General features: G+C 71.9%; 27 protein-coding genes. 11 read left to right on the top strand and 16 right to left on the bottom strand.

Annotated elements, in window-relative coordinates; genetic code table 11:
* The 3 genes from AX018_RS19810 to AX018_RS19800 form a co-directional block, all read left to right on the top strand.
* A partial coding sequence (locus AX018_RS19810) for a transposase (RefSeq protein WP_146749203.1) occupies positions 1–303 on the top strand: 303 nt, incomplete at its 5' end.
* A gap of 143 nt (positions 304–446) precedes the next feature.
* Positions 447–905 (top strand): protein-export chaperone SecB, encoded by a 459-nt coding sequence (gene secB, locus AX018_RS19805; RefSeq protein ID WP_111880881.1) that lies wholly within the window; start codon positions 447–449, stop codon positions 903–905.
* A 110-nt stretch (positions 906–1,015) separates the two neighbouring features.
* Positions 1,016–2,041 (top strand): NAD(P)H-dependent glycerol-3-phosphate dehydrogenase, encoded by a 1,026-nt coding sequence (locus AX018_RS19800; protein WP_111880879.1) that lies wholly within the window; start codon positions 1,016–1,018, stop codon positions 2,039–2,041.
* 228 nt (positions 2,042–2,269) lie between these two features.
* Here AX018_RS19800 and panC read toward each other — a convergent pair whose 3' ends face one another.
* Positions 2,270–3,118, bottom strand: a complete 849-nt coding sequence (gene panC / locus AX018_RS19795; protein WP_111880876.1) for a pantoate--beta-alanine ligase — start codon at positions 3,116–3,118, stop codon at positions 2,270–2,272.
* Between the two features lie 26 nt (positions 3,119–3,144).
* Positions 3,145–4,035: a 3-methyl-2-oxobutanoate hydroxymethyltransferase gene (panB, locus tag AX018_RS19790; protein ID WP_111880873.1), complete on the bottom strand. Its 891-nt coding sequence runs from the start codon at positions 4,033–4,035 to the stop codon at positions 3,145–3,147.
* 68 nt (positions 4,036–4,103) lie between these two features.
* On the opposite strand from panB, the gene nadC reads away from it, so the two are divergent.
* The 5 genes from nadC (at position 4,104) to AX018_RS19765 (ending at position 10,641) form a co-directional block, all read left to right on the top strand.
* Positions 4,104–4,985, top strand: a complete 882-nt coding sequence (gene nadC, locus AX018_RS19785; RefSeq protein WP_111880870.1) for a carboxylating nicotinate-nucleotide diphosphorylase — start codon at positions 4,104–4,106, stop codon at positions 4,983–4,985.
* A 178-nt stretch (positions 4,986–5,163) separates the two neighbouring features.
* Positions 5,164–6,288, top strand: a complete 1,125-nt coding sequence (nadA, locus tag AX018_RS19780) for a quinolinate synthase NadA (RefSeq protein WP_111880895.1) — start codon at positions 5,164–5,166, stop codon at positions 6,286–6,288.
* A gap of 79 nt (positions 6,289–6,367) precedes the next feature.
* Complete coding sequence (locus tag AX018_RS19775) at positions 6,368–8,200, top strand: SWIM zinc finger family protein (RefSeq protein WP_111880867.1); 1,833 nt, start codon at positions 6,368–6,370, stop codon at positions 8,198–8,200.
* Between the two features lie 31 nt (positions 8,201–8,231).
* Positions 8,232–9,995, top strand: a complete 1,764-nt coding sequence (locus tag AX018_RS19770; RefSeq protein ID WP_111880865.1) for a chorismate-binding protein — start codon at positions 8,232–8,234, stop codon at positions 9,993–9,995.
* A 157-nt stretch (positions 9,996–10,152) separates the two neighbouring features.
* Complete coding sequence (locus AX018_RS19765; protein ID WP_111880862.1) at positions 10,153–10,641, top strand: nuclear transport factor 2 family protein; 489 nt, start codon at positions 10,153–10,155, stop codon at positions 10,639–10,641.
* Positions 10,642–10,875: 234 nt separating this feature from the next.
* Here the strand turns inward: AX018_RS19765 and AX018_RS19760 are convergent, their stop codons facing one another.
* From AX018_RS19760 to AX018_RS19715, 10 genes are all read right to left on the bottom strand, one after another.
* Positions 10,876–11,235, bottom strand: coding sequence for a 5-carboxymethyl-2-hydroxymuconate Delta-isomerase (locus AX018_RS19760; RefSeq protein WP_111880860.1), 360 nt, complete (start codon positions 11,233–11,235; stop codon positions 10,876–10,878).
* 284 nt (positions 11,236–11,519) lie between these two features.
* Positions 11,520–11,897, bottom strand: a complete 378-nt coding sequence (locus AX018_RS19755; protein WP_111880857.1) for a 6-pyruvoyl trahydropterin synthase family protein — start codon at positions 11,895–11,897, stop codon at positions 11,520–11,522.
* 38 nt (positions 11,898–11,935) lie between these two features.
* Positions 11,936–12,574, bottom strand: a complete 639-nt coding sequence (queE, locus tag AX018_RS19750; protein WP_111880854.1) for a 7-carboxy-7-deazaguanine synthase — start codon at positions 12,572–12,574, stop codon at positions 11,936–11,938.
* Positions 12,571–13,806, bottom strand: a complete 1,236-nt coding sequence (bioF, locus tag AX018_RS19745) for an 8-amino-7-oxononanoate synthase (RefSeq protein WP_111880852.1) — start codon at positions 13,804–13,806, stop codon at positions 12,571–12,573. The genes queE and bioF overlap by 4 nt, the downstream gene beginning before the upstream one ends.
* The gene (gene bioD, locus AX018_RS19740) at positions 13,803–14,489 is read right to left on the bottom strand and encodes a dethiobiotin synthase (RefSeq protein WP_111880850.1); all 687 of its coding nucleotides are present in this window, start codon (positions 14,487–14,489) and stop codon (positions 13,803–13,805) included. Before bioD ends, bioF begins: the two co-directional genes overlap by 4 nt.
* Positions 14,486–15,844, bottom strand: a complete 1,359-nt coding sequence (gene bioA / locus AX018_RS19735) for an adenosylmethionine--8-amino-7-oxononanoate transaminase (RefSeq protein ID WP_111880847.1) — start codon at positions 15,842–15,844, stop codon at positions 14,486–14,488. The genes bioD and bioA overlap by 4 nt, the downstream gene beginning before the upstream one ends.
* Positions 15,845–15,862: 18 nt before the next feature.
* The gene (gene panD / locus AX018_RS19730; RefSeq protein ID WP_111880845.1) at positions 15,863–16,243 is read right to left on the bottom strand and encodes an aspartate 1-decarboxylase; all 381 of its coding nucleotides are present in this window, start codon (positions 16,241–16,243) and stop codon (positions 15,863–15,865) included.
* Between the two features lie 45 nt (positions 16,244–16,288).
* Positions 16,289–17,875, bottom strand: coding sequence for an L-aspartate oxidase (gene nadB, locus AX018_RS19725; RefSeq protein WP_111880842.1), 1,587 nt, complete (start codon positions 17,873–17,875; stop codon positions 16,289–16,291).
* Positions 17,876–17,936: 61 nt separating this feature from the next.
* Complete coding sequence (locus tag AX018_RS19720; RefSeq protein WP_111880840.1) at positions 17,937–18,785, bottom strand: segregation and condensation protein A; 849 nt, start codon at positions 18,783–18,785, stop codon at positions 17,937–17,939.
* 70 nt (positions 18,786–18,855) lie between these two features.
* Complete coding sequence (locus AX018_RS19715; protein ID WP_111880837.1) at positions 18,856–19,059, bottom strand: DUF3460 family protein; 204 nt, start codon at positions 19,057–19,059, stop codon at positions 18,856–18,858.
* A 133-nt stretch (positions 19,060–19,192) separates the two neighbouring features.
* Here AX018_RS19715 and AX018_RS19710 point away from each other — a divergent pair, with 133 nt between their 5' ends.
* Both AX018_RS19710 and AX018_RS19705 read left to right on the top strand, forming a co-directional pair.
* Positions 19,193–19,735 carry an outer membrane protein assembly factor BamE gene (locus AX018_RS19710; protein ID WP_245951718.1) on the top strand — a complete coding sequence of 181 codons (543 nt, stop codon included), beginning with the start codon at positions 19,193–19,195 and terminating at the stop codon, positions 19,733–19,735.
* A gap of 71 nt (positions 19,736–19,806) precedes the next feature.
* Positions 19,807–20,442 carry a YitT family protein gene (locus AX018_RS19705; protein WP_111880835.1) on the top strand — a complete coding sequence of 212 codons (636 nt, stop codon included), beginning with the start codon at positions 19,807–19,809 and terminating at the stop codon, positions 20,440–20,442.
* Here AX018_RS19705 and AX018_RS19700 read toward each other — a convergent pair.
* The 4 genes from AX018_RS19700 to AX018_RS19685 all read right to left on the bottom strand — a co-directional run bounded on the left by AX018_RS19700 (position 20,427) and on the right by AX018_RS19685 (position 24,769).
* The gene (locus AX018_RS19700) at positions 20,427–20,702 is read right to left on the bottom strand and encodes a hypothetical protein (protein ID WP_111880833.1); all 276 of its coding nucleotides are present in this window, start codon (positions 20,700–20,702) and stop codon (positions 20,427–20,429) included. The two genes, AX018_RS19705 and AX018_RS19700, sit on opposite strands and share 16 nt — an antisense overlap.
* Positions 20,703–20,710: 8 nt before the next feature.
* On the bottom strand, positions 20,711–22,792 hold the full coding sequence (metG, locus tag AX018_RS19695; RefSeq protein WP_111880830.1) for a methionine--tRNA ligase: 2,082 nt from the start codon (positions 22,790–22,792) through the stop codon (positions 20,711–20,713).
* A gap of 114 nt (positions 22,793–22,906) precedes the next feature.
* Entirely contained in the window at positions 22,907–24,148 is a 1,242-nt protein-coding gene (locus tag AX018_RS19690; protein WP_111880828.1) for a patatin-like phospholipase family protein, read from the bottom strand.
* Positions 24,149–24,166: 18 nt separating this feature from the next.
* Positions 24,167–24,769 (bottom strand): restriction endonuclease, encoded by a 603-nt coding sequence (locus AX018_RS19685; RefSeq protein WP_111880826.1) that lies wholly within the window; start codon positions 24,767–24,769, stop codon positions 24,167–24,169.
* 180 nt (positions 24,770–24,949) lie between these two features.
* Between AX018_RS19685 and apbC the strand changes: the two genes are divergently transcribed.
* A complete protein-coding gene (apbC, locus tag AX018_RS19680; protein ID WP_111880823.1) occupies positions 24,950–26,041 on the top strand; it encodes an iron-sulfur cluster carrier protein ApbC in 1,092 nt (363 codons plus the stop codon).
* Positions 26,042–26,210 lie beyond the last annotated feature (169 nt).

Below are 26,210 nucleotides of genomic sequence, written 5' to 3'. Positions count from 1 at the left end.
GCCTTCAAGCGCTGCAAGCGCTCGCTGGGGCGGGTGCAAAGTGTGCTGACGGACAGCGGTTACACAGGCGAGCCCTTCGCGCAAGGCGTCAAGGACATCCTGGGTGAGCATGTGACGGTGCAGATCGCCAAGAGAAGCGAGTTGCACACCTTCAAGGTCATGCCCAAGCGCTGGGTGGTTGAGCGCAGCTTTGCTTGGCTGGACAAGAACCGGCGGCTATGGAAGAACTGTGAGCGATGGCTCAACACCAGCTTACAGTTCGTCCACTTGGCGTTTCTGGCTCTGCTACTCAGAAGATCGTAAACACGTTCTGAGATCGTGAGCACGTTCCCAGAGCCGCCGCGCTGCATAATGCGGCCCCAAGTGCCCGCTGCGGGAGCCTGACATCCCCGGCGGGCTTTGTTTTGTTTGCCGAAAACCGTTTTCGAATCGAAAGACCGACGACCATGTCCGAAGAAAATCCCGTGTTCCAGATCCAGCGCGTGTATCTGAAGGATCTGTCCCTGGAGCAGCCGAACTCCCCCGAGATCCTGCTGGAGCAGGAGCAGCCCAACGTGGACATCCAGCTCGGCGTCGAGGCCACGCCCGTGGCCGAAGGCATCTTCGAGGTGGCCGTGACCGCCACCGTGCAGACCAAGATCAAGGACAAGACGGTGTTCCTGGTCGAGGCCAAGCAGGCCGGCATCTTCGAGATCCGCAACATCCCCGAAGACCAGATGGGCCCCATCATGGGCATCGCCTGCCCGCAGATCGTCTATCCCTACCTGCGCGGCAACATCGCCGACGTCATCACGCGCGCCGGCTTCCCGCCCGTGCACCTGGCCGAAATCAACTTCCAGGGCATGTACGAGCAGCAGCAGGCCCAACTGGCTTCCGCCGCGCCGACCCCGGGCGTGACCCAGTAAACAACGTGTTCGCGGCCCCTGCGAGATCGTGAACACGTTCGCAGCCGCGCCGCCACGGCCTGGCCGAGGGCCTGCGGGCCCTCGCGCTTGATCCACAAGCGCGGACAGCTATGAAAATCGCAGTTTTCGGCGCGGGCGCCTGGGGCACGGCCATGGCCCTGGTCGCCGCCGCGCACCCTGCACGGCACGCCGTGACCCTCTGGGCCCGCGATGCGCAGCAGGTCGCCGATATGCAGGCGGCCCGCGAAAACGCCCGCTATCTCCCCGGTATTGCCTTTCCTTCTTCGCTCGCCCTGGTGAACGGCGGTGGAGTGGCTGCGCTCGCCGCATCGTCCGATCTGGCGGTGATCGCCACGCCCATGTCGGCCCTGCGCGGCATGCTGGAGCACCTGCGCGATGTGGCCGTGCCCCTGGCCTGGCTCTGCAAGGGCTTCGAGGCGGCGGCCGATGCGGGCGCAAGCGGCCCGCAGGGCCTGATGGCGCACGAGGTCTGTGCCCGCGTGGCGCCCGGCGTGCGCGCCGGCGCCCTCAGCGGCCCGAGTTTCGCGCAGGAGGCGGCCCGGGGACAGCCGACGGCCCTCGTCGCGGCCAGCACCGACGCCGGTGTGCGCGAGCTGCTGGTGGAGGCCTTCCACGGCCCCACGCTGCGCGTCTATGCCAACGACGACATCGTGGGCGTGGAGGTGGGCGGTGCCGTCAAGAACGTGCTGGCGATCGCCACCGGGCTGTGCGACGGGCTCGACCTGGGCCTCAATGCCCGCGCCGCGCTGATCACGCGCGGGCTGGCCGAGATGACGCGCCTGGGGCTGGCCCTGGGCGCGCGCGCCGATACCTTCATGGGCCTTTCGGGCCTGGGAGACCTGGTGCTGACCGCCACGGGAGACCTTTCGCGCAACCGCCGCGTGGGGCAGGCCCTGGCGCGCGGCCTGACACTGGAGCAGGCGGTGCAATCCCTGGGCCATGTGGCCGAAGGCGTGTACAGCGCCCGCACCGTGGTGCAGCGGGCGCGGCACCTGGGGGTGGACATGCCGATCGCCGAGGCGGTGGTGTCGCTGCTCGACGGCCGCAGCGCGCCGCGCGAGGCGGTGGCGCGGCTCATGGGCCGCAGCCCGGCGGCGGAAGTCTTGCCGGGCTGACCCCCATTTTCGCGATGGGTGGGATGGTGGGGGCTCAGACCACCCCGAAGAGCATGAGCAGCAGCACGAGCGACAGGGGTACGCCGAGAAGCCAGAGGATGATGGGCATGGTCTTTCTCCTGAAAGGTGGTGTGTGGATGCCTCCACCTTAAGACCGGGCCCCGGGTCGGGCTGTGCGCCAGCGGTGGCTGACCGCGTAGGCGCTGGCCCCGCCGCCCCGCCGGATATTCAGAATTCGAGGTTGTCGATGAGCCGCGTGGTGCCCAGTCGCGCGGCGCCGAGCGCCACCAGCGTGCCGGCGTTCGCTCCGGCGTCGGACTGCTGCAGGTCGGCGCGGCGGCGCACCACGAGGTAGTCGGGCTGCCAGCCGAGGCCGCGCAGCGCATCGCCGGCCTGCTGCTCCAGCGCGGGCCATTCGGCCACGGGCCGCGTCAGCGCCGCATCGGCCAGCGACCGCAGGGCGCGCGACAGTTCCACGGCCCGGGCGCGTTCGTCCGCGCCCAGGTAGCCGTTGCGCGAGCTCAGCGCGAGGCCGTCGGCCGCGCGGCAGGTGTCGCCCGCCACCACCTCCACGGGCAGCGCGAACTGCTCCACCATGCGGCGGATCACCAGGAGCTGCTGGTAGTCCTTCTTGCCGAACACGGCCGCTCCGCCGCCGGTGGTGCCGAACACGCAGGAAAAGAGCTTCATCACCACCGTGCACACGCCCGTGAAGAAGCCGGGGCGGAACTGGCCTTCGAGCAGATCGGCCAGCAGGGGATCGGGGTGGACCTTGAAGGTCTGCGGCGCGGGGTAGAGGTCGGCCTCGCGCGGCGCGAAGAGGATGTCGCAGCCGGCGGCCTCCAGCTGGGCGCGGTCGGAATCCCAGGTGCGGGGATAGCTGTCGAAGTCCTCGTGGGGCAGGAACTGCAGGCGGTTCACGAAGATGCTGGCCACGCAGACGTCGCCGAGCGCGCGGGCCTGCCGCACGAGCGAGAGGTGGCCGGCGTGCAGGTTGCCCATGGTGGGCACGAAGGCCGGGCGGCCCCGGCCGGCGAGGGCGGCGCGCAGCTCCGCGATGGAATGTGCGATGTGCATGGAAAAAAGGCCTGGAGGGCGGTGGGTCACCACGCGTGCTGCGTGTCGTCGGGAAAGCGGCCGGCCTTGACGGCCTGCACATAGGCCTCGATGGCGCCGCGCACGCTGCCGGCATCGCCCATGAAGTCGTGCACGAAGCGGGGCATCTTGCCGAGGTTCACGCCCAGCATGTCGTGCAGCACGAGCACCTGCCCGGCGGTGCCGCTGCCCGCGCCGATGCCGATGGTGTGGCACAGCGGCAGGGCGTCGGTGAGTTCGCGCGCCAGGGCCGCGGGCACCATCTCCAGCACCACCATGGCCGCGCCGGCATCCTGCAGCTCGCGCGCGTGCTGGCGCAGCTGGCGCGCGGCGTCGTCGCCCTTGCCCTGCACGCGGTAGCCGCCCAGCGCGTGCACGGTCTGCGGGGTGAGTCCCAGGTGGGCGCACACGGGGATGCCGCGCTCGACCAGGAACTGCACGGTGGGCGCCGTCCAGCCGCCGCCTTCGAGCTTGACCATGTGCGCGCCCGCTTGCATCAGCGCGCAGGCGCTGCGCAGGGCCTGCTCGCGGCTCTCGGCGTAGCTGCCGTAGGGCAGGTCGGCGATGAGCCAGGCCGTGCCCTGCACGCGGTGCAGGCCGCGCGCCACGCTGGCCGTGTGGTAGGCCATGGTCTCCAGCGACACGCCCACGGTGCTGGGCAGGCCCTGGCAGACCATGCCGAGGGAGTCGCCCACGAGGATGCATTCCACGCCCGCCGCGTCGGCCACGGCCGCGAAGGTGGCGTCGTAGGCCGTGAGCATGGCGATCTTCTCGCCGGCCTCGCGCATCTGCGCCAGGCGCGGCAGGCTGATGGGCCGGCGCTGGGGCAGGGGCGAGGCGGGCGGCAGCGTGCCGTAGGGGGTTCCCGGAGCGGGGGCGGCGGATGCGGTGGAGGTCATGGCGCGGTGCGAGGGTCGTCCCGAAAAAAGTGCCGGGAGTCTATGCGATGCCGCTATGCTTGCCGCCCATGCAAAAAAGCGACCTTCCCCGTGACCCTTTCTCCGATCCCGATTTCGTGCACCGCCTGGCCCGCGCCGACGTGGCCCGCGCGCTGGAGGAGGACGTGGGAGCGGGCGACCTGACGGCCAGCCTGGTCGATGCGCGCCGCCGCGTGCGGGCGCGGGTGCTGGCGCGCGAGGCCGCCGTGATCTGCGGCGGGCCCTGGGCCGAGGCCGCCATCCGCGCGCTGGACCCCGAGGCGCGCATCACCTGGTACGTGGGCGAGGGCCAGCGCTGTGCCGCCGACCAGGTGGTGCTGGAGGTGGAGGGCAGCGCGCGGGCGCTGCTGAGCGCGGAGCGCACGGCGCTCAACTTCCTGCAACTGCTCTCGGCCGTGGCGACCAAGACGGCGGCCTACGTGGACGCCGTGCGCGGCACGCGCACCCGGATCGTGGACACGCGCAAGACGCTGCCGGGCCTGCGCCTCGCGCAGAAGTACGCGGTGCGCTCGGGCGGCGGCACCAACCACCGCATCGGCCTGCACGACGCGGTGCTCATCAAGGAAAACCACATCGCCGCCGCGGGAGGCGTCACCGCCGTGCTGGCGGCCGCCGGGGCCGTGGCGGGCCGCGCGGCCTTCGTGCAGATCGAGGTGGAGACGCTGGATCAACTGCGCGAGGCGCTCGCGGCCGGCGCCACCATGCTGCTGCTGGACAACATGCCGCTGCCGCAACTGCACGAGGCCGTGCGCATCAACGCGGGCCGGGCCGTGCTGGAGATTTCGGGCGGCGTCACGCTCGAAGGGCTGCGCGCGCTGGCCGAGACGGGCGTGGACCGCATCTCCATCGGCACGCTCACCAAGGACGTGCGGGCGGTGGATTTCTCCATGCGCATGCAGGACACCGACTGATACGGATTCGTCATCCAAAGACCACTGCGGTGTTCCGCTTTGCCATGCCGCAGCCCGGCCTGACGGGGCCATGCGCTGGCGCGCCGAATGCCCCTTCGGCGGCAAAGGGCGGCGGCCCCGCGACAATCGCGGCCAGAAGCAACCCCACCCCGCCGGCCCCGTGACCGGCACCGACCCCATGATCGCCACCGCCATCAAGGACGTGGAGTATGAGCAGCCCGAGGGCACCAGCCCCGGCGCCGCCTGCTCCACCCGCCATGCCTGGGCCCGCGTGCCCGCCGAACCCGCGCCGGCCGAGCGAGCCGCCCTGCTGGAGCGCATCCGCCGCCTGCTGCGCGAGAAGAACGCGGTGATGGTCTCGCACTACTACGTGCACCCCGACCTGCAGGACCTGGCCGAGGAAACCGGCGGCATCGTGAGCGATTCGCTGGAGATGGCGCGCTTCGGCCGCGACCATCCCGCGCAGACGCTGGTGGTCTCGGGCGTGCGCTTCATGGGCGAGACGGCCAAGATCCTCTCGCCCGAGAAGACCGTGCTCATGCCCGACCTGGACGCCACCTGCTCGCTGGACCTGGGGTGCCCCGTGGACGCCTTCAGCGCCTTCTGCGACCAGCACCCGGACCGCACGGTGGTGGTGTATGCCAACACCAGCGCGGCGGTGAAGGCGCGCGCCGACTGGCTGGTCACGTCGAGCTGCGCGCTGGAGATCGTGGCCGCGCTCAAGGACGCGGGCCACAAGATCCTCTGGGCGCCCGACCGGCATCTGGGCGGCTACATCCAGCGCGAGACGGGTGCGGACATGCTGTTCTGGAACGGCGCCTGCATCGTGCACGACGAGTTCAAGGCCTTCGAGCTGGAGGCGCTGATGCGCGAGCACCCGAAGGCGAAGGTGCTGGTGCACCCCGAGAGCCCCGCCGAGGTGGTGGCGCTGGCCGACGCGGTGGGCTCCACCAGCGCCATCCTGAAGGCCGCGCGCGAGATGGACGCCGCCGAGTTCATCGTGGCCACCGACAACGGCATGCTGCACAAGCTGCGCGCCCTCAACCCCGGCAAGGTGTTCCACGAAGCCCCCACGGCCGGCAACAGCGCCACCTGCAAGAGCTGCGCGCACTGCCCCTGGATGGCCATGAACGGCCTGGCCGACGTGGCGCGCGTGCTGGAGAGCGGCGCCAACGCCATCCACGTGGACCCGGCGCTGATCCCCCGCGCGCGCCAGCCCATCGACCGCATGCTGGCGTTCACGGCGGCGCTCAAGGGCGGGCAGCCGGCGGGCGCTCTGGTGCCACGCATCGGCGCGGCCTGAGGATTGCTATTTATTTAATAGCAATAAAGATAGATTTCTTGCCGACATGAAGGCGTTCTGATCCAAAGATCGCTTACCGATGCCTGTTTTACCGCCTTCGTGGCTTGCCCACCTCTCCGATGCCGCGCTGCAGCGCATGAGTGGCCCCGCGGTCTTTGGCCGGGGGCGTACCTATGCGGCCAGCGGCGCCATCGAGACGCTGCAGGAGTCGCCCTTGCGGCCGGGCGAGCAGGCGGCGCTGGCAGCCGTGGTGCATGGCACCCAGGCGTACCAGGTGCGCGTGTGGATCGATGCGGACGATGATCTCGACGGTGCCTGCGACTGCCCGCATGCGCAGGAGGGCAACTTCTGCAAGCATCTCGTGGCGTTGTCGCTGGCCTGGCGGTCCGGGCTGGGAGGGCAGGCTGTCGAATCCGACCCGGAGGCGGCCCGCAAGGTGGCCGCCGCCGCGAAGCGCGCACGCACGCAGGCCGACAACCGCGACGCGCTGCGCCGATTTGTCGGGGAACAGCCGGCCCAGGCCCTGGCGGAGCGCCTGTGGGCCTGGGCGGAGCGGGATCGTGACCTGATGGCCGAGCTGAAGGCCTGGGCGTTGCAGCAGCAGGCGTCGGACGACCCCAAGGCCCTGCGCAGCACCATCACCGACCTGCTGAGGTCGCGCGGCGATTTCCTGGACTGGCGCGGGTCCGTGGCGTATGCGCGCCGCGCCGCGGGCGTGGTGGCGATGTTGAAGCCCTGGCTGGAGCGCGCTCCCGAGGTGCTGCGGGATCTGTGCGAGCACGCGTTGCGCCGCCTCTACAAGGCGGCGGCCGAGGCCGACGACTCCGATGGCGGGATCGGCGGCGTGATGCAGGATGTGATGGGGCTGCTGGCCGATGCGCTACGCGCGGCGCCGCCGCCCGCGGCCTGGACGGACCGGTGGTTCGCGCTGATGGCCGAGGACCCCTGGGGGCTGTGGAACGAGCCCGACCTCCTGGCCGCCGCCGGGCCCGCCGTGCGCGCGCGGTATGCCGAGCGGGCGCGCCAGGACTGGGAGGCCTGGCTGCGCAGCCACCCGCCCGCAGCGGCACCGTCCGCCGCTGGCGCGCGGCGCGTGTTCATCGACCAGGACACCCTGCGCCGTGGCGAACTGCGGCGCCGCTATCTTGCTGGCATCCGCTGCCAGGACGACCCGCGCGCGCTGCACGATGCCATGGCCGCGAGCCTCGACGAAGCCCGGGATTTCCTTGAAATCGTGGCCTTGTGCGAGGGCCAGGGCTGGCACCGCGAGGCCTTGCAGTGGGTGCAGGCCGGCACCCGCCGCCATCCTCGCGATCAGCGGCTGGAGGATGCGTTGCTGTGCTGCTATGAGCGCGACGGCTGGGACGAAGAAGCGCTGGCCATTCGCCGGCGGCGCCTGGAGCAATACCCGTCGCCGAAGGCCTATGCGGAGGTCCTGAAGGCGGCCCGCCGAGCGGGACGCGACCCCGCCGCCTACCGCGCCGAGCTGTTCGATTGGGCCGAGCGCCGCGAAGACCCCGGCAGACCCGAGGTGTCGGCGGCGCGCAAGCGTGCCTCCGGACCGCAAGGCCCGGTGGAGCGGGTCGTGACCGTGCGCGTGCAGTGGCTCCTGGCCGAGCGCGCTCCGGACGCCGCGTTGGCCCTGGTGCGCCAGCCGGGCGCACGTTGCGACCCCACGGTGCTCGAAGAGCTGGCGCAGCGGTTGCCCGCGGAGCAGGACGCCGACGCCGTGGAACTGCTGCAGCGCGTTTTCACGCACGCCATGGCCATGGCGTCGTCCCCTTATGCCCGGCCCCTGGAGCTGGTGCACGCCATCGTGGCGCGCATGCCGGCCGAGGCACGGCCGCCATGGCTTGCATCCTTGCGCGCCGAGTACAAGCCCAAGCGTAATTTCGTCGCCGGCCTGCCGTGACATCCCTTCCGTGACCTGTTCCATCGCCCGCATGACGGCCCGCATCGATTTCTCCACCCCGCTCGACCCTGTCGCCCCGCGCCTGCGCCATGCCTTCGCCGCCCCGCGCGAGGTGCTGGTGGCGCGGTCGCTGCAGGAGGTGCGCGGCGTGCTCGGCGCCGTGCACGCGGCCGCCGTGCAGGGCGCGTGGTGCGTGGGTTACCTGCGCTACGAAGCGGCCGGCGCGTTCGACGCGGCCCTGGCCACGCACGCGCCCGACGGGCCGCTGGCCTGGTTCTCGGTGTACGGCGCGCCCGTGCAGGAGCCCCCGGCCGAGGCCCCTTCGGAACACGCCGCCGTGGACGGCTGGACCGGCATTGGCCGCCCGGCCTTCGATGCCGCTTTGGGCCACATCCAGCAGGCCATCCGCGACGGCGAGCTGTACCAGGTCAACTTCACCGCGCCGCTGCACGGGCGCTTCGAGGGCAGCGCGGCCGCGCTCTTCGGGGCCCTGCGGCGCGCGCAGCCGGGCGGGTATGCCGCCCACATCGGGGCGGACGGCGAGCAGGTGCTGTCGGTCTCGCCCGAGCTGTTCTTCGACTGGCGCTCGGGCCCCGGGGGCGGCACGATCCTGGCGCGCCCCATGAAGGGGACGGCGCCGCGCGGCGCCACGCCCGAGGCCGACGCGGCCCATGCCGAGCACCTGCGCACGGCGCCCAAGGAGCGCGCCGAGAACGTGATGATCGTGGACCTGCTGCGCAACGATCTCTCGCGCATCGCCGAGCCGCACAGCGTGCGCGTGCCCGCGCTCTTCCACACCCAGGCGCTGCCCACTGTGTGGCAGATGACCTCGGACGTCACGGCGCGCACGCGGCCGGGCCTGGACCTGGCCGACGTGTTCGCGGCGCTGTTCCCGTGCGGCTCCGTCACCGGCGCGCCCAAGGTGCAGGCCATGCGCACGATCCGCGCGCTGGAGGACGGGCCGCGCGGCGTGTACTGCGGCGCCATCGGCGTGGTGCGGCCGGCCGGCCCGCCGGGCGCGGGCGGCATCGCCGCCACCTTCAACGTGCCCATCCGCACGGTGGTGCTGCGCGGCGGCGAGGCGACCTGCGGCATCGGCAGCGGCATCACCGCCGACGCCCAGGCAGCCGCCGAGTGGGATGAATGGCGCCACAAGCGCGCCTTCGTGGAGCGCGCGAGCCAGCCCTTCGAGGTGCTGGAGACGCTGGCGCTGGAGGACGGGCGTTTCCGCCACCTGCCCGAGCACCTCGCGCGCATGGCCGGCTCCGCCGCGCATTTCGGCTTCGCCTGGGATGCGCCGCGCGTGCATGCTTGCCTGGAGGCGCTGGCGCTGCGGCACCCGCGGGGCCTGTGGCGCGCGCGCCTGCTGCTGGATGCCGCGGGCGCGCCGCGCGCTGAAGCCTTCGCTTGCCCGCCGGTGCCCGCGCCTGTGAGGCTGCAACTGGCCGACCGCCCCTTCGAGGCGGCGCACGGCGAATTCGTGCGCCACAAGACCACGCGCCGCGCGCACTACGCGGCCTTCGCGCCCACGCAGCCCGGCGTGTTCGACACGGTGCTGTGGAACGAGGCCGGCGAGATCACCGAAGGCACCTTCGGCAACATCGCGGCGCTGCTGGACGGCCGCTGGGTGACGCCCCCGCTGGCCTGCGGCCTGCTGCCCGGCGTGGGCCGCGCGGTGGCGCTGCGCGAGGGGCGCATCGCCGAGGCGGTGGTGCGGATGGAGGACGTGCCGCGCGTGCGGGAGTGGGCCTTCCTCAACAGCCTGCGGGGCTGGCTGCCGGCGTGCATCGGCTGAATCCGGGGGAGTCGAGGCTGCCGGCGTGGCTTAAGCTCCCGCCCCACAGTGCCTTGCCATGCACTGGAAATTTCTGCCCGAAGGGATGGCCCATCGATGGCCGGAGACGGAAGGGCGTCGATCGGATTTTCGTGGACGATGAAGGAGAAACGATCCAATGAACAAGCTCACCCGATCCCTGGCGGCTGCGGCACTGGTGCTGGCTGCGATGGGCGCTGGCGCGCAGGTGCCCGTGCTGCCCAACCCGGACCAGGACGCCATGCTGGCGAGCCCCGACCCGCAGCTGGCGGCCAACAAGCGGATCGTGTACGACTTCTGGCGCGAGGTCTTCGAGGGGCTGCACATGGAGCTGGCCCCGAAGTACCTGACGAACGAGTACATCCAGCACAACCCGAACGTGCCCAGCGGGCGCGCCGCATTCGTCGATTTCTTCTCGAAGCGGGGCCAGCCCAAGGCCATTCAGCCGCGGATCACGGGGCCGCTCGTCACCATCGTCGCCGAGCGTGATCTGGTGACGCTGGTGTTCTCGCGGGAGTACCCGGAGCCTTCGGACCCGTCGAAGAAATACACGACGACGTGGTTCGACATGTTCCGGATCGAAGGGGGCAAGATCGCCGAGCACTGGGACCCCGCCGTGAAGCGTTGAGGGGCCAGCCTGGATCGCAGGCCCTCGCCATGTCTTTCATGGATGCATGGCATCACCCGCGACGCTTGAAATCGGCGCTGCGCCTCCCATCAGAAGGCCGCGGAGCAGGCCACGCCAGCGGACGCCGTGGAGCGGGCTTCGCCCGGCCACCGGCGTTGTCCCCCTTCCCACAGCGCGCAGCGCTGTGAGAGAAGGGGGAGGGCGCGAAGCGCCACAGGGGGTTGTGCCTTCACCTCAAAGCTTTTCCTTCACGTAAGACCCCCGGTCCATATCCACGATCTCCACGCTGAGCTGCACCAGCACGCCCTCGGGCTTCGGCGTGTGCTCGCGCAGCACGGCGCCCACGCGTGCGGCCAGGTCTTTTTTCGCCTCGGGCGTGCGGCCCGAGAGCAGGCGCAGCTGCGCGTGCACGAAGGCGCGGTTCGCGGGCTGGGTGCCGATGGCGAAACGGTCGGTGGTGACGAAGCGGCTCTTGAGGTCGGACTCGGCCTGGATCTCGGGGCTGGACGTGAGCGAGGCGTTGACGGCCTCGAACACCTTCGCTTCAGGGAAGGGGCGCAGGTTGTCGGTGTATTCGATGACCAGATGGGGCATGGTGGCTCCTGGATGGATGGATGGATGGGTGGGAAGGAAGAAGAAAAGGGGGCCGGGCGCCTTGGGCGCCGGCTGCGCGTCAGTTTTCCATGGTGCAGCGCACTGCCCGCGATGCATGAAACCGGCGCTGCGCCTCCCGTCCGGAGGCCGCGGAGCAGGCCATGCCAGCGGACGCCGTGGAGCGGGCTGGGCCCGGCCACCGGCGGCGTCCCCCTTCCCGCGGCGCGCAGCGCTGTGAGAGAAGGGGGAAGCGGCAAAGCCGCTCAGGGGGTTGTGGCTTCATCTCATCCGCGCGCAGGCGCGAGGTCCAGCACGCAGCCGTCGCCGACGGCCTCGCGCCACACGCGCACGCGGCTGGGCGGGGGCTCCATGTCGGCCAGCGCGTCGGCGATGAAGACGCACAGGTTCTCCAGCGTGGCGGGCCCGAGGCCGGGCACCTCGTCGAGCAGGTGGTGGTCCAGGCGCTCGCGCAGCTGGGCGCAGCGCGCGCGCAGGTGGCCCAGGTCGATCACCATGCCCGTCGTGGGGTGGCGCGGGCCGGTGACGCAGATCTCGGCGTGGTAGGTGTGGCCGTGGATGCGGCGGCTGCCTTCGGCTTCGATCTCGCGCTGCAGCGTGTGCGCGGCGTCGAAGAAAAAGCGTTGGTGGACGGTGAACAGCATGGCGGAACGCGAGGGGAAGAACGGGGGCGCGGGGCGGGTCAGCGGATGCCCGTGAGTTTGTGGGTCTGCAGGCTCAGGCGCCACGCGGGCCGCTCCATGCAGGTGGCGATGCAGCGGCCGATATTGTCGGCCTGGTCGGGGCCGTCCATGGGCTGCAGGAAGCGGTGCGTGAAGCGCGTGCCCGCCTCCAGTTCCGCAAGGTCGAAGCCGGGCTGGGGCCAGACCAGCTTGAGCTCCTGCCCTTCGCGCTGCACCCAGGGCGCGCCGGCCTTGGGGCTGATGCACAGCCAGTCGATGCGGGGGGGCGCGGCCACGGTGCCGTTGCTCTCCACGGCGATGCGAAAGCCCCGTGCGTGCAGGGCGTCGATGAGGGGCGCGTCGAGCTGCAGCAGCGGCTCGCCGCCGGTGGCCACCACGAGCCGATGGTCCGCGTCGTGCGGTGGCCACTGGGCCGCGATCACGTCGGCCAGCGCGTCGGCCGCCGCATACTTGCCGCCCAGGGTGCCGTCGGTGCCCACGAAGTCGGTGTCGCAGAAGCGGCACACGGCCGTGGCGCGGTCTTCCTCGCGGCCGCTCCAGAGGTTGCAGCCCGCGAAGCGGCAGAACACGGCGGGCATGCCGGCCTGCCCGCCCTCGCCCTGCAGGGTGTAGAAGATTTCCTTGACGGCGTAGGTCATGCCAGGGCTTCCGCGGCCTGGGGCACCGGCGCCAGTTCGGCCAGGGCCTGCAGCAATTGATCCACGTCGGCCTCGGTGTGCGCGGCCGAGAGGGCGATGCGCAGGCGGGCCGTGCCCTCGGGCACCGTGGGCGGGCGGATGGCCGGCACCCAGAGCCCGCGCGCACGCAGCGCTTCCATCACGGCCAGGGCCTCGTCGTTGGGGCCGATCAGCAGCGCCTGCACGGCGGTGCGCGAGGCACCCAATTGCCAGTGCGTGCCCGCCAGCAGGGGTTCGAGCCCGGTGCGCAGTTGCGCGATGCGCGCCTGGAGGTGGCCGCGCAGGGCGTCGCCGCGCTCGATCAGGCCCAGGCTGGCCTGCAGCGAGCGCGCCAGCAGGGCGGGCGCGGCGGTGGCGAAGATGTAGCTGCGCGTTTTCTGCAGCAGCCATTCGACGAGCACCTCGCTGCCGGCCACGAAGGCGCCGGCTGCGCCTGCGGCCTTGCCCAGCGTGGCCATGTAGAGCACGCGGGGCGAAGCCTGGGCGCCGGTCAGACCCGCCTCGGCCAGGCTGCCCCGGCCCTGGGGGCCGAGCACGCCGAAGCCGTGGGCGTCGTCGAGCAGCAGCAGCGCGTCGTGGCGCTCGCACAGCGCGAGCAGGGCGGGGATGTCGGCCACGTCGCCGTCCATGCTGAACACCGCGTCGGTGATGACCAGCTTGCGGCGCGCGGGGCTGGCCGCGAGCTGCGCCTCCAGCGCCGCGAGGTCGGCGTGCGCATAGCGGTGGATGGTGGCTTTCGAGAGGCGCGCGCCGTCGATCAGGCAGGCGTGGTTGAGCGCGTCCGAGAAGATGGCGTCGCCCGCGCCCACCAGGGCCGGCACGATGCCGATGTTGGTGGCGTAGCCCGCGTAGAAGTAGAGCGCGCGCGGCAGTTGCACGAAGCGGGCGAGGTCGGCTTCCAGCGCGGCGTTGGCGGCGCTGTGGCCGCTCACGAGCGGCGAGCCGCCCGAGCCCACGCCGAATTCGCGCGCGCCGGCGCAGGCGGCATCGGCCAGCGCCGGGTGGCCGGCCAGGCCCAGGTAGTCGTTGCTGCAGAAGGCCAGCATGGGCTGCCCGTCCACGTCCAGGTGCGCGCCCCGCAGCGGGCGCACGGCACGGCGGCGGCGGCGCAGGTGGGCGGCGTCGAGCTCCGCGATGCGCGCGGGCAGCTCGTCGAGCCAGGAGGAAGCGGGGGCGGCGGAGGGTGTGGTCATGCGGGATGGGTCCAGGGTTCGGGCAGCGCGAAGCGCGCGGTGCGCGGGTCGGGCGGGCACTGGTGCGGGATGTCCGCGAGCAGCGGCGCGCCCAGGCGCCGGCGCAGCCAGTCGAGATTGTCGCCCGCGGCCTGCATGTGCGGGTCGATGCGGCTCGCGATCCAGCCGGCCAGCGGCAGGCCGCGCGCGCGGATGGCCTCGGCCGTGAGCGCCGCGTGGCTGAGGCATCCCAGCCGCAGGCCCACGACCAGCACCACGGGCAGGCCCAGGGCCTGGGCGAGGTCGGCGCCGGTCTCGGTGTCCGAGAGCGGCACGTGGAAGCCCCCCGCGCCCTCGACCACCACGGCATCGGCCCGGGCCGCGAGGGCCTGGTAGGCGCCCACGATGGCGCCGATGTCGATGCGCGTGCCCGCGCGCGCGGCGGCGATGTGGGGCGAGAGCGGGTCGGGCAGCAGCACGGGGTTGTCGAGTTCGGGCGGCACGCGCAGCGTGGAGGCCGCGCGCAGCGCGAGCACGTCCTCGTTGGCGAGCGAGCCGCCCGGGCCGATGGGCTCGGCCCCGGCGGCGACGGCCTTCATGCCCACCACGCGCGCATGGTGCTGCGCCAGGGCGTGCAGCAGGCCGGTGGTGGCCACCGTCTTGCCCACGCCGGTGTCGGTGCCGGTGACGAAGCAGCCGATCATGGCAGGCTCCTTTCGGGCACGGCGGCCGTGGCGGCGGCGCCGGATTCCTCGGCCAGCGTGGCGTCGAGCGCCGCCAGGGCCTGGCGACCCAGGTGGTCGATGGCCGCGTCGTCCAGCACGTAGGGCGGCATGGCGTAGAGCGTGCGGCCGATGGGCCGCAGCAGCAGGCCGCGCGCCATCGCGTGGCGGTGGTAGCGGCGCGAAAAATCGGGGGCGTCGCCCGCCACGTCCCAGGCCCAGACCATGCCGAGCCGCCGCGCGTGGCGCACGCCCGGGTGGGCCGCGAGCGGGGCGAGGGCGGCATCGAACACCCCGGCCCGCGCGGCGTTGCGCGCGAGCGCGCCGGTCTGCTCGAAGAGGTCGAGCGTGGCCAGCGCCGCGCGGCAGGCGAGCGGGTTGCCGGTGTAGGAGTGCGAGTGCAGGAAGCCGCGCGCCACGTCGTCGCCGTAGAACGCGGCATAGACCGCATCGGTGGTGAGCACGGCCGACAGCGGCAGCGTGCCGCCCGTGAGGCCCTTGGAGAGGCAGATGAAATCCGGCCGGATGCCCGCCTGCTGGTGGGCGAACATCGTGCCGGTGCGGCCGAAGCCGGTGGCGATCTCGTCCACGACGAGGTGCACCCGGTAGCGGTCGCACAGGGCGCGCGCCTGCCGCAGGTATTCGGCATCGTGCATCGCCATGCCGGCCGCGCACTGCACCAGCGGCTCCAGGATGAGCGCGGCGGTGGTGGCGTGGTGCCCGGCCAGCCAGCGCTCCAGCGCCCCGGCCGCGCGGCGCGCCACGGCGGCGGCGTCCTCGCCGGGCAGCGCGCCGCGCGCGTCGGGGCTGGGCACGGTGGCGCCCAGGCGCACCAGCGGGGCATAGGCCTCGCGGAAGAGCGCGATGTCGGTCACGGCCAGCGCGCCCACGGTCTCGCCGTGGTAGCCGCCGGCCAGGCCCACGAAGCGGCATTTCTCCGGATGGCCCTGGTTGCGCCAGTAATGGGCGCTCATCTTGAGCGCGATCTCCGTGGCGGCCGCGCCGTCGCTGCCGTAGAACGCATGGCCCAGGCCCGTGAGCGCGGCGAGGCGCTCGGACAGCTCCACCACGGGCGCGTGCGTGAAGCCCGCGAGCATCACGTGGTCCAGCCGCGCGAGCTGGTCGGCGATGGCCTCGCGGATGTGCGGATGCCCGTGGCCGAAGAGGTTCACCCACCAGGAGCTGATGCCGTCCAGGTAGCGCCGGCCGTCGGTGCCGTGCAGCCAGGGGCCTTCGGCGCGCGCGATGGCCACGGGCGGGTCGGCCTCGTGGCGCTTCATCTGCGTGCAGGGGTGCCAGACGCTGGCGACGCTGCGGGCGGCGAGGGTGGCGGGCATGGGGGCGTTCACGGTGGCTCAGGCCTTCTGGGTGGGAACGTGCGCGCGCAGCGCCACCTGGCGGTTGGCCTCGTCCACGAAGACGAGGCGCGGGCGGTGCCCTGCCACATCGGCCTCGGGCACCAGCGCGAAGGCCGCGATGATGAGCAGGTCGCCCACGCTCGCGCGGCGCGCGGCCGAGCCGTTCACCGAGACGATGCCGCTGCCGCGCTCGCCCTTGATGGCGTAGGTGACGAAGCGCTCGCCGTTGTTGATGTTCCAGATGTGCACCTGCTCGTTCTCGGCGATGCCGGCGGCGTCCAGCAGGTCTTCGTCGATGGCGCACGAGCCTTCGTAGTGCAGCTCGCAGTGCGTGGCGGCGGCGCGGTGGATCTTGGATTTCAGCAGGGTGCGGAACATGGTCGCGGAGGCGGGAGTTGCAAAAAAGGGGAAGGGGCCGGCGGTTCAGCGCGCGGGCGGCACCAGCAGCGTGGGCGCGGCGGGCGCGGCCATCTCAGGCCAGTCGCGGCTGGTGTGCAGGCCGCGGCTCTCGCGGCGCTGCTGGGCCGAGCGCACGATCAGTTCGGCCACCTGCACGAGGTTGCGCAGCTCCAGCAGGTCGCGGCAGACGTGGAAGTTGGCGTAGAACTCGGCGATCTCGGCCTGCAGCAGCGCGATGCGGTGCGCGGCGCGCTCCAGGCGCTTGTCGGTGCGCACGATGCCCACGTAGTCCCACATGAAGCGGCGCAGCTCGTCCCAGTTGTGCGAGATGACCACGCGCTCGTCGGCATCGGTCACGCGGCTGTCGTCCCAGGCGGGCAGGGCGGGGGCTGGGGCCGGCGCGGGGTGCGCGGCGCGGATGGCCTCGGCCGCCGCGCGCGCGAACACCATGCATTCCACCAGCGAATTGCTGGCCAGCCGGTTGGCGCCGTGCAGGCCGGTGCAGGCGGTCTCGCCGATGGCGTAGAGGCCGGCGAGGTCGGTGCGCCCGGCCAGGTCGGTGAGCACGCCGCCGCAGGTGTAGTGCGCGGCCGGCACCACGGGGATGGGCTGGCGCGTGATGTCGATGCCCAGCTCCGCGCAGCGCGCGAGGATGTTGGGGAAGTGCGCGCGCAGGAATTCGGGGCTCTGGTGCGAGATGTCCAGGTGCACGCAGTCCAGGCCGTGGGTCTTCATCTCGAAGTCGATGGCGCGGGCCACCACGTCGCGCGGAGCGAGCTCGGCGCGCGCGTCGTGCGCGGGCATGAAGCGCGTGCCGTCCGGGCGCAGCAGGCGGCCGCCCTCGCCGCGCACCGCCTCGCTGATCAGGAAGGACTTGGCCTGCGGGTGGTAGAGGCAGGTGGGGTGGAACTGGATGAACTCCATGTTCTGCACGCGGCAGCCCGCGCGCCACGCGGCGGCGATGCCGTCGCCCGTGGCCGTGTCGGGGTTGCTGGTGTAGAGGTACACCTTGCCCGCGCCGCCCGTGGCCAGCACGGTGTGCGGCGCGCGGAAGGTGTGCACCGTGTCGCCGGCTTCGTCGAACGCATAGAAGCCCAGGCAGCGCTGCGGGCCGGGCAGGCCCAGCTTGCGCGCGGTGATCAGGTCCACCAGCGTGTGGTGCTCCAGCAGCGTGATGCCGGGGGTGGCGCGCACGCGTTCCAGCAGCGTGCGCTGCACGGCGGCGCCGGTGGCGTCGGTGGCGTGCACGATGCGGCGCGCGCCGTGGCCGCCCTCGCGCGTGAGGTGCAGGTGGCCGTCTTCCTGCGAGAACGGCACGCCCAGCTCCTGCAGCCAGCGGATGGCCTGCGGCGCGCCCTCCACCACGGCGCGCGTGGCGGCCAGGTCGCACAGGCCGGCGCCGGCCACCAGGGTGTCCTGCACGTGCGCGTCGAACGTGTCGCCCTCGGCCAGCACGGCGGCGATGCCGCCCTGCGCCCAGCCGCTCGCGCCGTCGTGCAGCGAGCGCTTGGTGAGCACGGCCACGCGGTGCGCGGGCGCGAGGTGCAGCGCGGCCGAGAGGCCCGCGAGGCCGCTGCCGATGATGAGGACGTCGAAATCGAAGGAGGCCATGCGGTTCGGTGGTTGAGGCGGGTGGGGCCCCCGCCCGCCGGGCGGTCGGGCGGGGGCGGAGTCACGCCGGCGTATAGGCCAGGCGCACGTAGATGGGCGCGAAGGCCTCGGCCTGCGTGATCTCGATCAGGGTTTCCTTGCCCAGCTCCAGCAGGGCGATGAAGGTCACCACCAGCACGGTGGAGCCCTTGGCGGGGTCGAAGAGTTCCTCGAACTCCACGAAGCGGCGGCCCTGCAGGGTCTTGAGCACGGCGCTCATGTATTCGCGCACGCTCAGCTCCTCGCGCGTGATGCGGTGGTGCTGCACGAGTTTGGCGCGCTTCATGATGTCGCGCCAGGCCTCCTGCAGGTCGGCCACGTACACGTCGGGAAAGCGCTGCACCAGGCTCTGCTCGATGTGCACCTGCGCGCGCAGGAAGTCGCGACCATGCTGCGGCACGCTCGCCAGGCGCGCGGCGCCGAGCTTGATCTGTTCGTATTCGAGCAGGCGGCGCACCAGTTCGGCGCGCGGGTCTTCCGCCTCCTGGGCGCCTTCCTGCTTCTTGGGCGGCAGCAGCATGCGCGACTTGATCTCGATGAGCATGGCCGCCATGAGCAGGTATTCGGCTGCCAGCTCCAGGTTGCGGCTGCGGATCTCGTCCACGTAGCCCAGGTACTGGCGCGTCATGTCCAGCATGGGGATGTCGAGGATGTTGAAGTTCTGCTTGCGGATGAGGTAGAGCAGCAGATCCAGCGGGCCCTCGAAGGCCTCCAGGAACACCTCCAGCGCATCGGGCGGGATGTAGAGGTCCTGCGGCAGCGCGAAGAGCGGCTCGCCGTAGAGCCGCGCCACGGCATCGCTGGCGGGCGCGGCGCCCGGCGGGGCGGCGTCAGCGGCGGTCGGCAGGGCCTCCACGGCGTCGGCGCTCATGCGATGCTTCTATTTTGATAGCAATGTATGCAGCGTTTTCGCCGACATACCGCCTGTTTTGCCTGAAATCTCAGCCCTGGGTCTGGTAGACGTAGGGTTTCTGGGCCACGCGGCCCTCGTCGTATTCCTGCCAGATGTCGCGGTCCACCTGCTTGTCCCACAGCAGCGCGCGGCCGGCCACCTGCTGGGCGGGGAGCTCGGGCTTCTGGGACTTGAGCTGCTGGAGGAACTGCGTGGCGTCGGACTGGTAGTCGGGGCGGCGGAAGAAGGACATGGTCGTGGGGGGTTCTCGGAAGACAGCCGGCGATTTTACCGGGGGCGCCCGCGCTACATTGCGGCCTTGGGCGCTGCCGTCCCGGCGCGCCCGCCCACCGCCACCCTTTTCGCGCCCAGGGCGCCGCCATTCCATGCCGCTGACCTTCCGCCATCGCACCGATCCCGCCGCCGTGCCGGCACCCGGCCGGCGCCGGCTCCTGTGGGCCGCCGGGGCCGCCGCCGGCCTCTGGGCGCTCGCGGGCTGCGATCCGCAGCGCATCCGCGAGCTGGAGGAGGGCGTCTCCACCGAGGCCGACGCGCGCGCGCGCTTCGGCGAGCCCGAGCGCGTGTGGGACGAGCCCGGCGGCGCGCGCACGTTCGAATACAACCGCCAGCCCGCCGGCCACCAGAACTACATGATCACCATCGGCCCCGATGGCCGCATGAGCGCGCTGCGCCAGGTGCTGGCGCCGCACCAGTTCGAGAAGATCGTGCCCGGCATGCCCATGGAGGAGGTGCGCCGGCGCCTGGGCAAGCCCGCGAAGGCGATGGCCTTCGAGCGCCTGGGCGAGACGGCCTGGGACTGGCGCTGGAACGACGGCGGCAACCAGCCCATGGTGTTCACCGTGACCTTCGACGGCCAGGGCCACGTGCTGCGCAGCGGCAGCGCCTTCGAGCAGCGCGACGGCAAGTGATCCGCGGTGCGGGCTGGCCCGCCGATTGCATGCCCGCCTGCCATCCCTTTGGCTCTCCCGCCCGCCGCGCCATGCCCGAATCGCCTCCCGACCCCATTCCCGTGCCCGTGCCGTCGCTGCGCCACGGCCGCTACGAAGACGCGCAGGCGCTCTTCGCCGGCACGCTGTTCGTGGCCATGGCGCTCATGCTGCTGGGGCAGGCGGGCCTGCTCATCGGCGGCACGGCGGGCGTGGCCTTCCTGCTGCACTACCTGACGGATGTTTCCTTCGGCAAGCTGTTCTTCGTCGTGAACCTGCCCTTCTACTGGTTCGCCTGGACGCGGATGGGGCGCGAGTTCACGGTCAAGACCTTCCTGAGCGTGGCGCTGCTGTCGGTGCTCACCGAAATGTTTCCCCACGTGATGCACGTGGACTACCTGAACCCGGTCTTCGCCGCGGTGCTGGGCGGGCTGCTGCTGGGCACGGGCGGCCTCTTCCTCGCGCGGCACCGCTCCAGCCTGGGCGGCGCCACCGTCGTGGCGCTCTATCTGCAGAACCGCCATGGCATCCGGGCCGGCAAGGCGCAACTGGCGATCGACTGCACGGTGCTGCTGCTGGCGCTCTTCATCGTGCCGCCGCAGCGCGTGGCGTACTCGGTGCTGGCGGCGGTGGTGATGGGGGTGTTTTTGTGGGTCAGCCACCGGCCGGGGCGCTACGTGGGCGGCTGACCGGCCGGGCGGATGGACTCGCGGATGCGGATGCCGCTGGCGTCGTCCGCATCGCCGCCCGCAATGGCGTCGGCGGCCATGCCCACGCCTTTGCCCACCACCTTGGCCGTGCCCACGGCCACGTCCGCCGCCACGCCCACGGCGCTCGCGGTGACGCTCACGGCGGTGGTGGCCACGGTCACCACCGTGCAGCCCGCGAGCCAGGGCATGGCGGCTGCCGCCGCCAAGGCAACCCACAGCGTGCGTGCCGCGCGGAACATGGCCGGCCTCAGCGCACGCGCATGCCCGGCGTGGCGCCGGGCCAGGGGTTCAGCACGTAGATGCCGGGCTGCGCCTTCTCGTCGCCGTGGCTCGCGGCCAGCACCATGCCCTCGGAGACGCCGAACTTCATCTTGCGCGGCGCGAGGTTGGCCACCATCACTGTGAGCTTGCCCACGAGCTCCTCGGGCCGGTAGGCGCTCGCGATGCCCGAGAACACGTTGCGCGTGCGGCCCTCGCCCACGTCCAGGGTAAGGCGCAGCAGCTTGGTGGAGCCCTCCACGGCCTCGCACTGCACGATCTGGGCGATGCGCAGGTCGATCCTGGCGAAGTCGTCGATGGTGATGGCGGGCGCGATCTCCTCGCCGCCCGGTGCTATGGTTTCAGGAGCATTCTTCGCAGGTTCGGCGGCGACTGGCGGCTCGAAAAGCGCTTCGAGCTGCTTGGCGTCCACGCGCTGCATCAGGTGCTGGTAGGCGCCGATCGCGTGGCCCTCGCCCAGCAGGGCGGCGGCATCGGAGAAGGCCAGCGGCGCGACGTTCAGGAACGCCTCCACCTGCGAGGCCAGCGCGGGCAGCACCGGCTTGAGGTAGAGCGCGAGCAGGCGGAAGGCCTCGATGCAGGTGGTGCAGGCGGCCTGCAGCGCGGCCTCCTGGCCTTCCTGTTTGGCGAGCTCCCAGGGCTTGCGCGCGTCCACGTATTCGTTCACGCGGTCGGCCAGCAGCATGGTCTCGCGCACGGCGCGGGCCGTGTCGCGCTTGTCGTAGGCCTCGGCGATGGCGCCGGCCTGCGCGCGCAGCGCTTCCAGCAGCGCGGCGCCCTCCGCGTCCGGCGTGCCCAGCCGGCCGCCGAAGCGCTTGGTCAGGAAGCCCGCCGCGCGGCTCGCGATGTTCACGAACTTGCCGATCAGGTCGCTGTTGACCCGCGCCATGAAGTCCTCGGCGTTGAAGTCGATGTCCTCGTTGCGGCCGTTGAGCTTGGCCGCGAGGTAGTAGCGCAGCCACTCGGCGTTCATGCCCAGGCCCAGGTACTTGAGCGGGTCGAGGCCGGTGCCGCGGCTCTTGCTCATCTTCTCGCCGTTGTTCACGGTGAGGAAGCCATGCACGAAGACCGCGTCGGGCGTCTTGCGGCCGCTGAACTTCAGCATCGCGGGCCAGAACAGCGTGTGGAAGGTGACGATGTCCTTGCCGATGAAGTGGTATTGCTCCAGCCGCGGGTCGGCGAGGTAGGCCTCGTAGCTCTCTCCGCGCTTTTCCAGCAGGTTCTTGAGCGAGGCGAGGTAGCCCACGGGCGCGTCGAGCCACACGTAGAAGTACTTGCCCGGCGCGTCGGGGATCTCGATGCCGAAGTAGGGCGCGTCGCGGCTGATGTCCCAGTCGCCCAGGCCCTCGCTGGTGGTGCCGTCGGGGTTGGTGCGCACCGAGAACCATTCCTTGACCTTGTTGGCCACCTCGGGCTGCAGCCGGCCGTCCTGCGTCCACGCCTGCAGGAAGGCCACGCAGCGCGGGTCGGAGAGCCGGAAGAAGAAATGGTCGGAGCTTTTCAGCACCGGCTTGGCGCCCGAGAGGGCCGAGTAGGGCTCGGTCAGGTCGGTGGGCGCGTACACGGCGCCGCAGTTCTCGCAGTTGTCGCCGTACTGGTCCTTGGCGTGGCAGCGCGGGCACCCGCCCTTGATGAAGCGGTCGGGCAGGAACATGTTCTTCTCGGGGTCGAAGAACTGCTCGATGGTGCGCGTCTCGATGAGGCCCGCGGCCTGCAGGTCGCGGTAGATCTGCCGCGCGAGCTCGTGGTTCTCGGGCGCGTCGGTGCTGTGCCAGTTGTCGAAGCGGATGTGGAAGCCCTCCAGGTAGGGCTTGCGGCCGGCGGCGATGTCGGCCACGAACTGCTGCGGCGTCTTGCCGGCCTTCTCGGCCGCGATCATGATCGGCGCGCCGTGCGTGTCGTCGGCACCCACGAAGTTCACCTCGGCGCCCTGCATGCGCTGGTACCGCACCCAGATGTCGGCCTGGATGTATTCCATGATGTGGCCGATGTGGAAGTTGCCGTTGGCGTAGGGCAGGGCGGTGGTGACGAAGATCTTGCGTGCGGGCATCGTGTGCGTCTTTCGGGGCGGCGGTGCGCCCGCGCCGGGGGCGCGGGGCGAAGCCGGCGATTTTAGGGCGAGTCCTGCGCCGCCCGGGGCCGGCGCGGTTCGGGGGCGCCCGGGTCAGCCCGCCGGCGCGCGCAGCGGCTGGCCGGCATCGCGCCAGCCGAAGAAGCGGCAGATCTCGGCGCGGCGCGCGAGCGCGTCGGCGCGGCCCAGCGCCATCAGCTCGCGCGTGTAGCCGGGCTCGAAGAGCAGGTAGCTCGCCAGGGCTGCGCCGCGCACGTCGCGGGCATTGGTCGTGACCCCGAGCGCGCCCAGCAGCGTGCGGATCGGCGCGGGCAGGTCGCCCACGTGGCGCGCGGCCACGGCGTCCAGCCGCTGCGAGGGCGCGATCACCAGCAGCTCCAGCGGGCGCAGCGGGCTGAGGGCGCGCGCCTCGGGCGGGATCAGCGAGAGCGTCTGGTTGATGCGCTGGGCGCGCTCCACGTCCACGGCGAGCGCGTCCAGGAAGATGTTGGAGAGCGCGTGCCCGGCGATCTGCGCGAGCGACGGGTATGCGGGCGGGGGCTCGGCGGCGGCCTCGTGGGCGGGCTCGTGCATGCGGCCCGCGCCCACCACCAGCACGCGCTCGGCCCCCAGGTGGATGGCGGGCGCGATGGGAGCGGACTGGCGCATGGAGCCGTCGCCGAAGAACTCCGTGCGCCCGCCCAGCTCCAGGGCCGTGGCCGGGAACACGAAGGGGATCGCCGAGGACGCGAGCAGGTGCGCGTGCGTGATGCGCCCGCGCGCGGCCTTGCGCTGCTGCCGCTGCCAGGGCTGCAGCGCTTCGTCGGCCTCGAAGAAGGTGAGGTGCTCGCCCGAGCTGTAGCTCGATGCGGTGACGGCCAGCGCCTGCAGGTGCCCCTGCCGGATGAGGCGCGGCAGCCGCGAGAGCGGCACGAGCTGCTCCAGCAGATCCGTCAGCGGCGCGTTGTCCAGCAGCGATCGCGGGCGCACGCGGCGCCAGCGCGCGACGGCCCAGCCCAGCGAGAGCAGCGTGAGCCAGCGCGCGCTGCTGCGCATCACGCTCAGCGAATCGGCGCGGTAGACCTGGTGGGCATGGAAGTCGTGCCACACGTGGGTGATGCGGCGCACGGCGCGGTCGAAATGGTCCGCGCCGCAGGCCAGCGCCGCCGCATTGATGGCGCCCGCCGAGGTGCCGGTGATGATGGGAAACGGATTGGGGTCGCGGCCCGCGCCGCAGGCCTTGCGCAGGTCGGAGATGGCCTCCAGCACGCCCACCTGGTAGGCCGCGCGGGCACCGCCGCCGGTGAGCACGAGGCCGGCCGTGCGCGGCGGCGTGGCGGGGGTGCGGTGTGGCATGGCGGTGGGCGTTCCTTTTCAGCGCCGGGCGGCATGCCCCGCGGGCGCGGGCGCCTCGGCGGGGGCTTTCAGCAGCAGGGCGGCCAGGTCGGGCGCCTGCATGATGGCCAGGCCGTGGTCGCGCGCGAAGTCGCGCGCGGCATCGCTCACCGAGCCCTGGAGCACCACATAGACGCCCGTGGCGCCCTCCTGCGCCTGCGCCGCGGCGTGCAGCTCGCGCAGCGGCTCCACGCCATGGGTGCCGGCCTTGCAGCGGCGGGCGCTGACCAGCGCGGCGCGGCCGCCCTTCTCGATGCGGAAGTCCGCCGGGCCGCCCGCGAGGCGCTGCACGGCCTGGCCCTCGGCCTGCCACGCGCGCTCCAGCCAGTCGGCCAGGCTGCGCCAGGGCAGGCGGGCGGCCTCGTCCAGCGCGGCCTGCAGGCGCGTGGCGCCGGGGGCCCGCCACTGCCGCCACGCGGCCATGCACCCCACGAGGAAGATCGGCGCCGCCCCCACGGCGGCGTACGGCGCGATGTGCGGCGGCAGCAGCGCGCCGCAGACCAGCGCGATCGCCCCCGCCACGAGAAAGCTGACCCACCACGGCGAGCGCAGCAGCACGGCGAACAGCGAATTGGGGGCCATCTTCAATTTCACGGGGAACGGTCCTTCGGGCGGTGCGGGAACAGGGGGGAACGGGAATCGGTGCGAAGCCATGCCGCCGCGCGGATGCGCCATCCACGGCCCCGGCCCCGGCATTGTCCTGCGGACTTCGGGGACGCGGATCAGGGAATAGACTACCCGCCCCCAAGGAGATTTACCAAGATGGCAGTGACAGAACAGGCGCTCCTCGCGGCGCTCGCGAGCGTACGCGATCCGCACACCGGCAAGGATTTCGTGGCCGCGCGCGCGGTGCGGGACCTGCGCATCGAAGGCGGCAGCGTGTCCTTCGGCGTGGAGCTGGGCTACCCCGCCCGCAGCCTGGAGCCGGCGCTGGCCCGCGAACTGGAGGCCGCGGCGCGCACGGTGGCGGGCGTGGAGAGCGTCTCGGTGCGCATCGCCACCAAGGTGGTGGCGCATGCGGTGCAGCGCGGCGTGCAGTTGCTGCCCCAGGTGAAGAACATCATCGCCGTCGCCTCGGGCAAGGGCGGCGTGGGCAAGAGCACCACGGCCGCCAACCTGGCCCTGGCCCTGGCGGCCGAGGGCGCGCGCGTGGGCGTGCTGGACGCCGACATCTACGGCCCCAGCCAGCCGATGATGCTGGGCATCGAGGGCAAGCCCGAGAGCACCGACGGCAAGACCATGGAGCCCCTGCGCAACCATGGCGTGCAGGTGATGTCCATCGGCTTCCTCGTGGAGTCCGACCAGGCCATGATCTGGCGCGGCCCCATGGCCACGCAGGCGCTGGAGCAGCTGCTGCGCCAGACGAACTGGCAGGACCTGGACTACCTCGTCGTGGACATGCCCCCGGGCACGGGCGACATCCAGCTCACCCTCTCGCAGCGCGTGCCCATCACCGGCGCGTTGATCGTCACCACGCCGCAGGACATCGCGCTGCTCGACGCCCGCAAGGGCATCAAGATGTTCGAGAAGGTGGGCGTGCCCATCCTGGGCATCGTGGAGAACATGGCGGCTCACGTGTGCAGCCAGTGCGGCCATGTGGAGCACATCTTCGGCGAGGGCGGCGGGCGCCGCATGGCGGCCGAATACGGCATGGACTACCTGGGGGCCCTGCCGCTGGATTTGCAGATCCGCCTGCAGGCCGACAGCGGAGCGCCCACCGTGGTGGCCGACCCCGGGGGCGAGGTGGCGCGCATCTACCGGCAGGTCGCGCGCGACGTGGCGGTGAAGGTGGCGCAGCAGGCCCGCGACTTCTCGGCCCGCTTCCCCACGATCTCCGTGAGCAAGGACACCTGAGCGCATAGAGCGAGCCCGCTGCGGCCGTAATCCGGGTCGCGGCGGGCTCGCCTTTCGGGCCGGGTTTCCGGGCGGTGCGTGGCGCGCTGTCCACGGTTGATAAATCCAATCACGTAACGATTCCAGGTGTATTGACGTGTATCAGCAGCTACGCTGACACTCGGCAATG

Source organism: Paracidovorax anthurii (assembly GCF_003269065.1).
Lineage (GTDB): Bacteria > Pseudomonadota > Gammaproteobacteria > Burkholderiales > Burkholderiaceae_C > Paracidovorax > Paracidovorax anthurii.
This window is presented reverse-complemented; position numbering and strand designations above follow the sequence as displayed.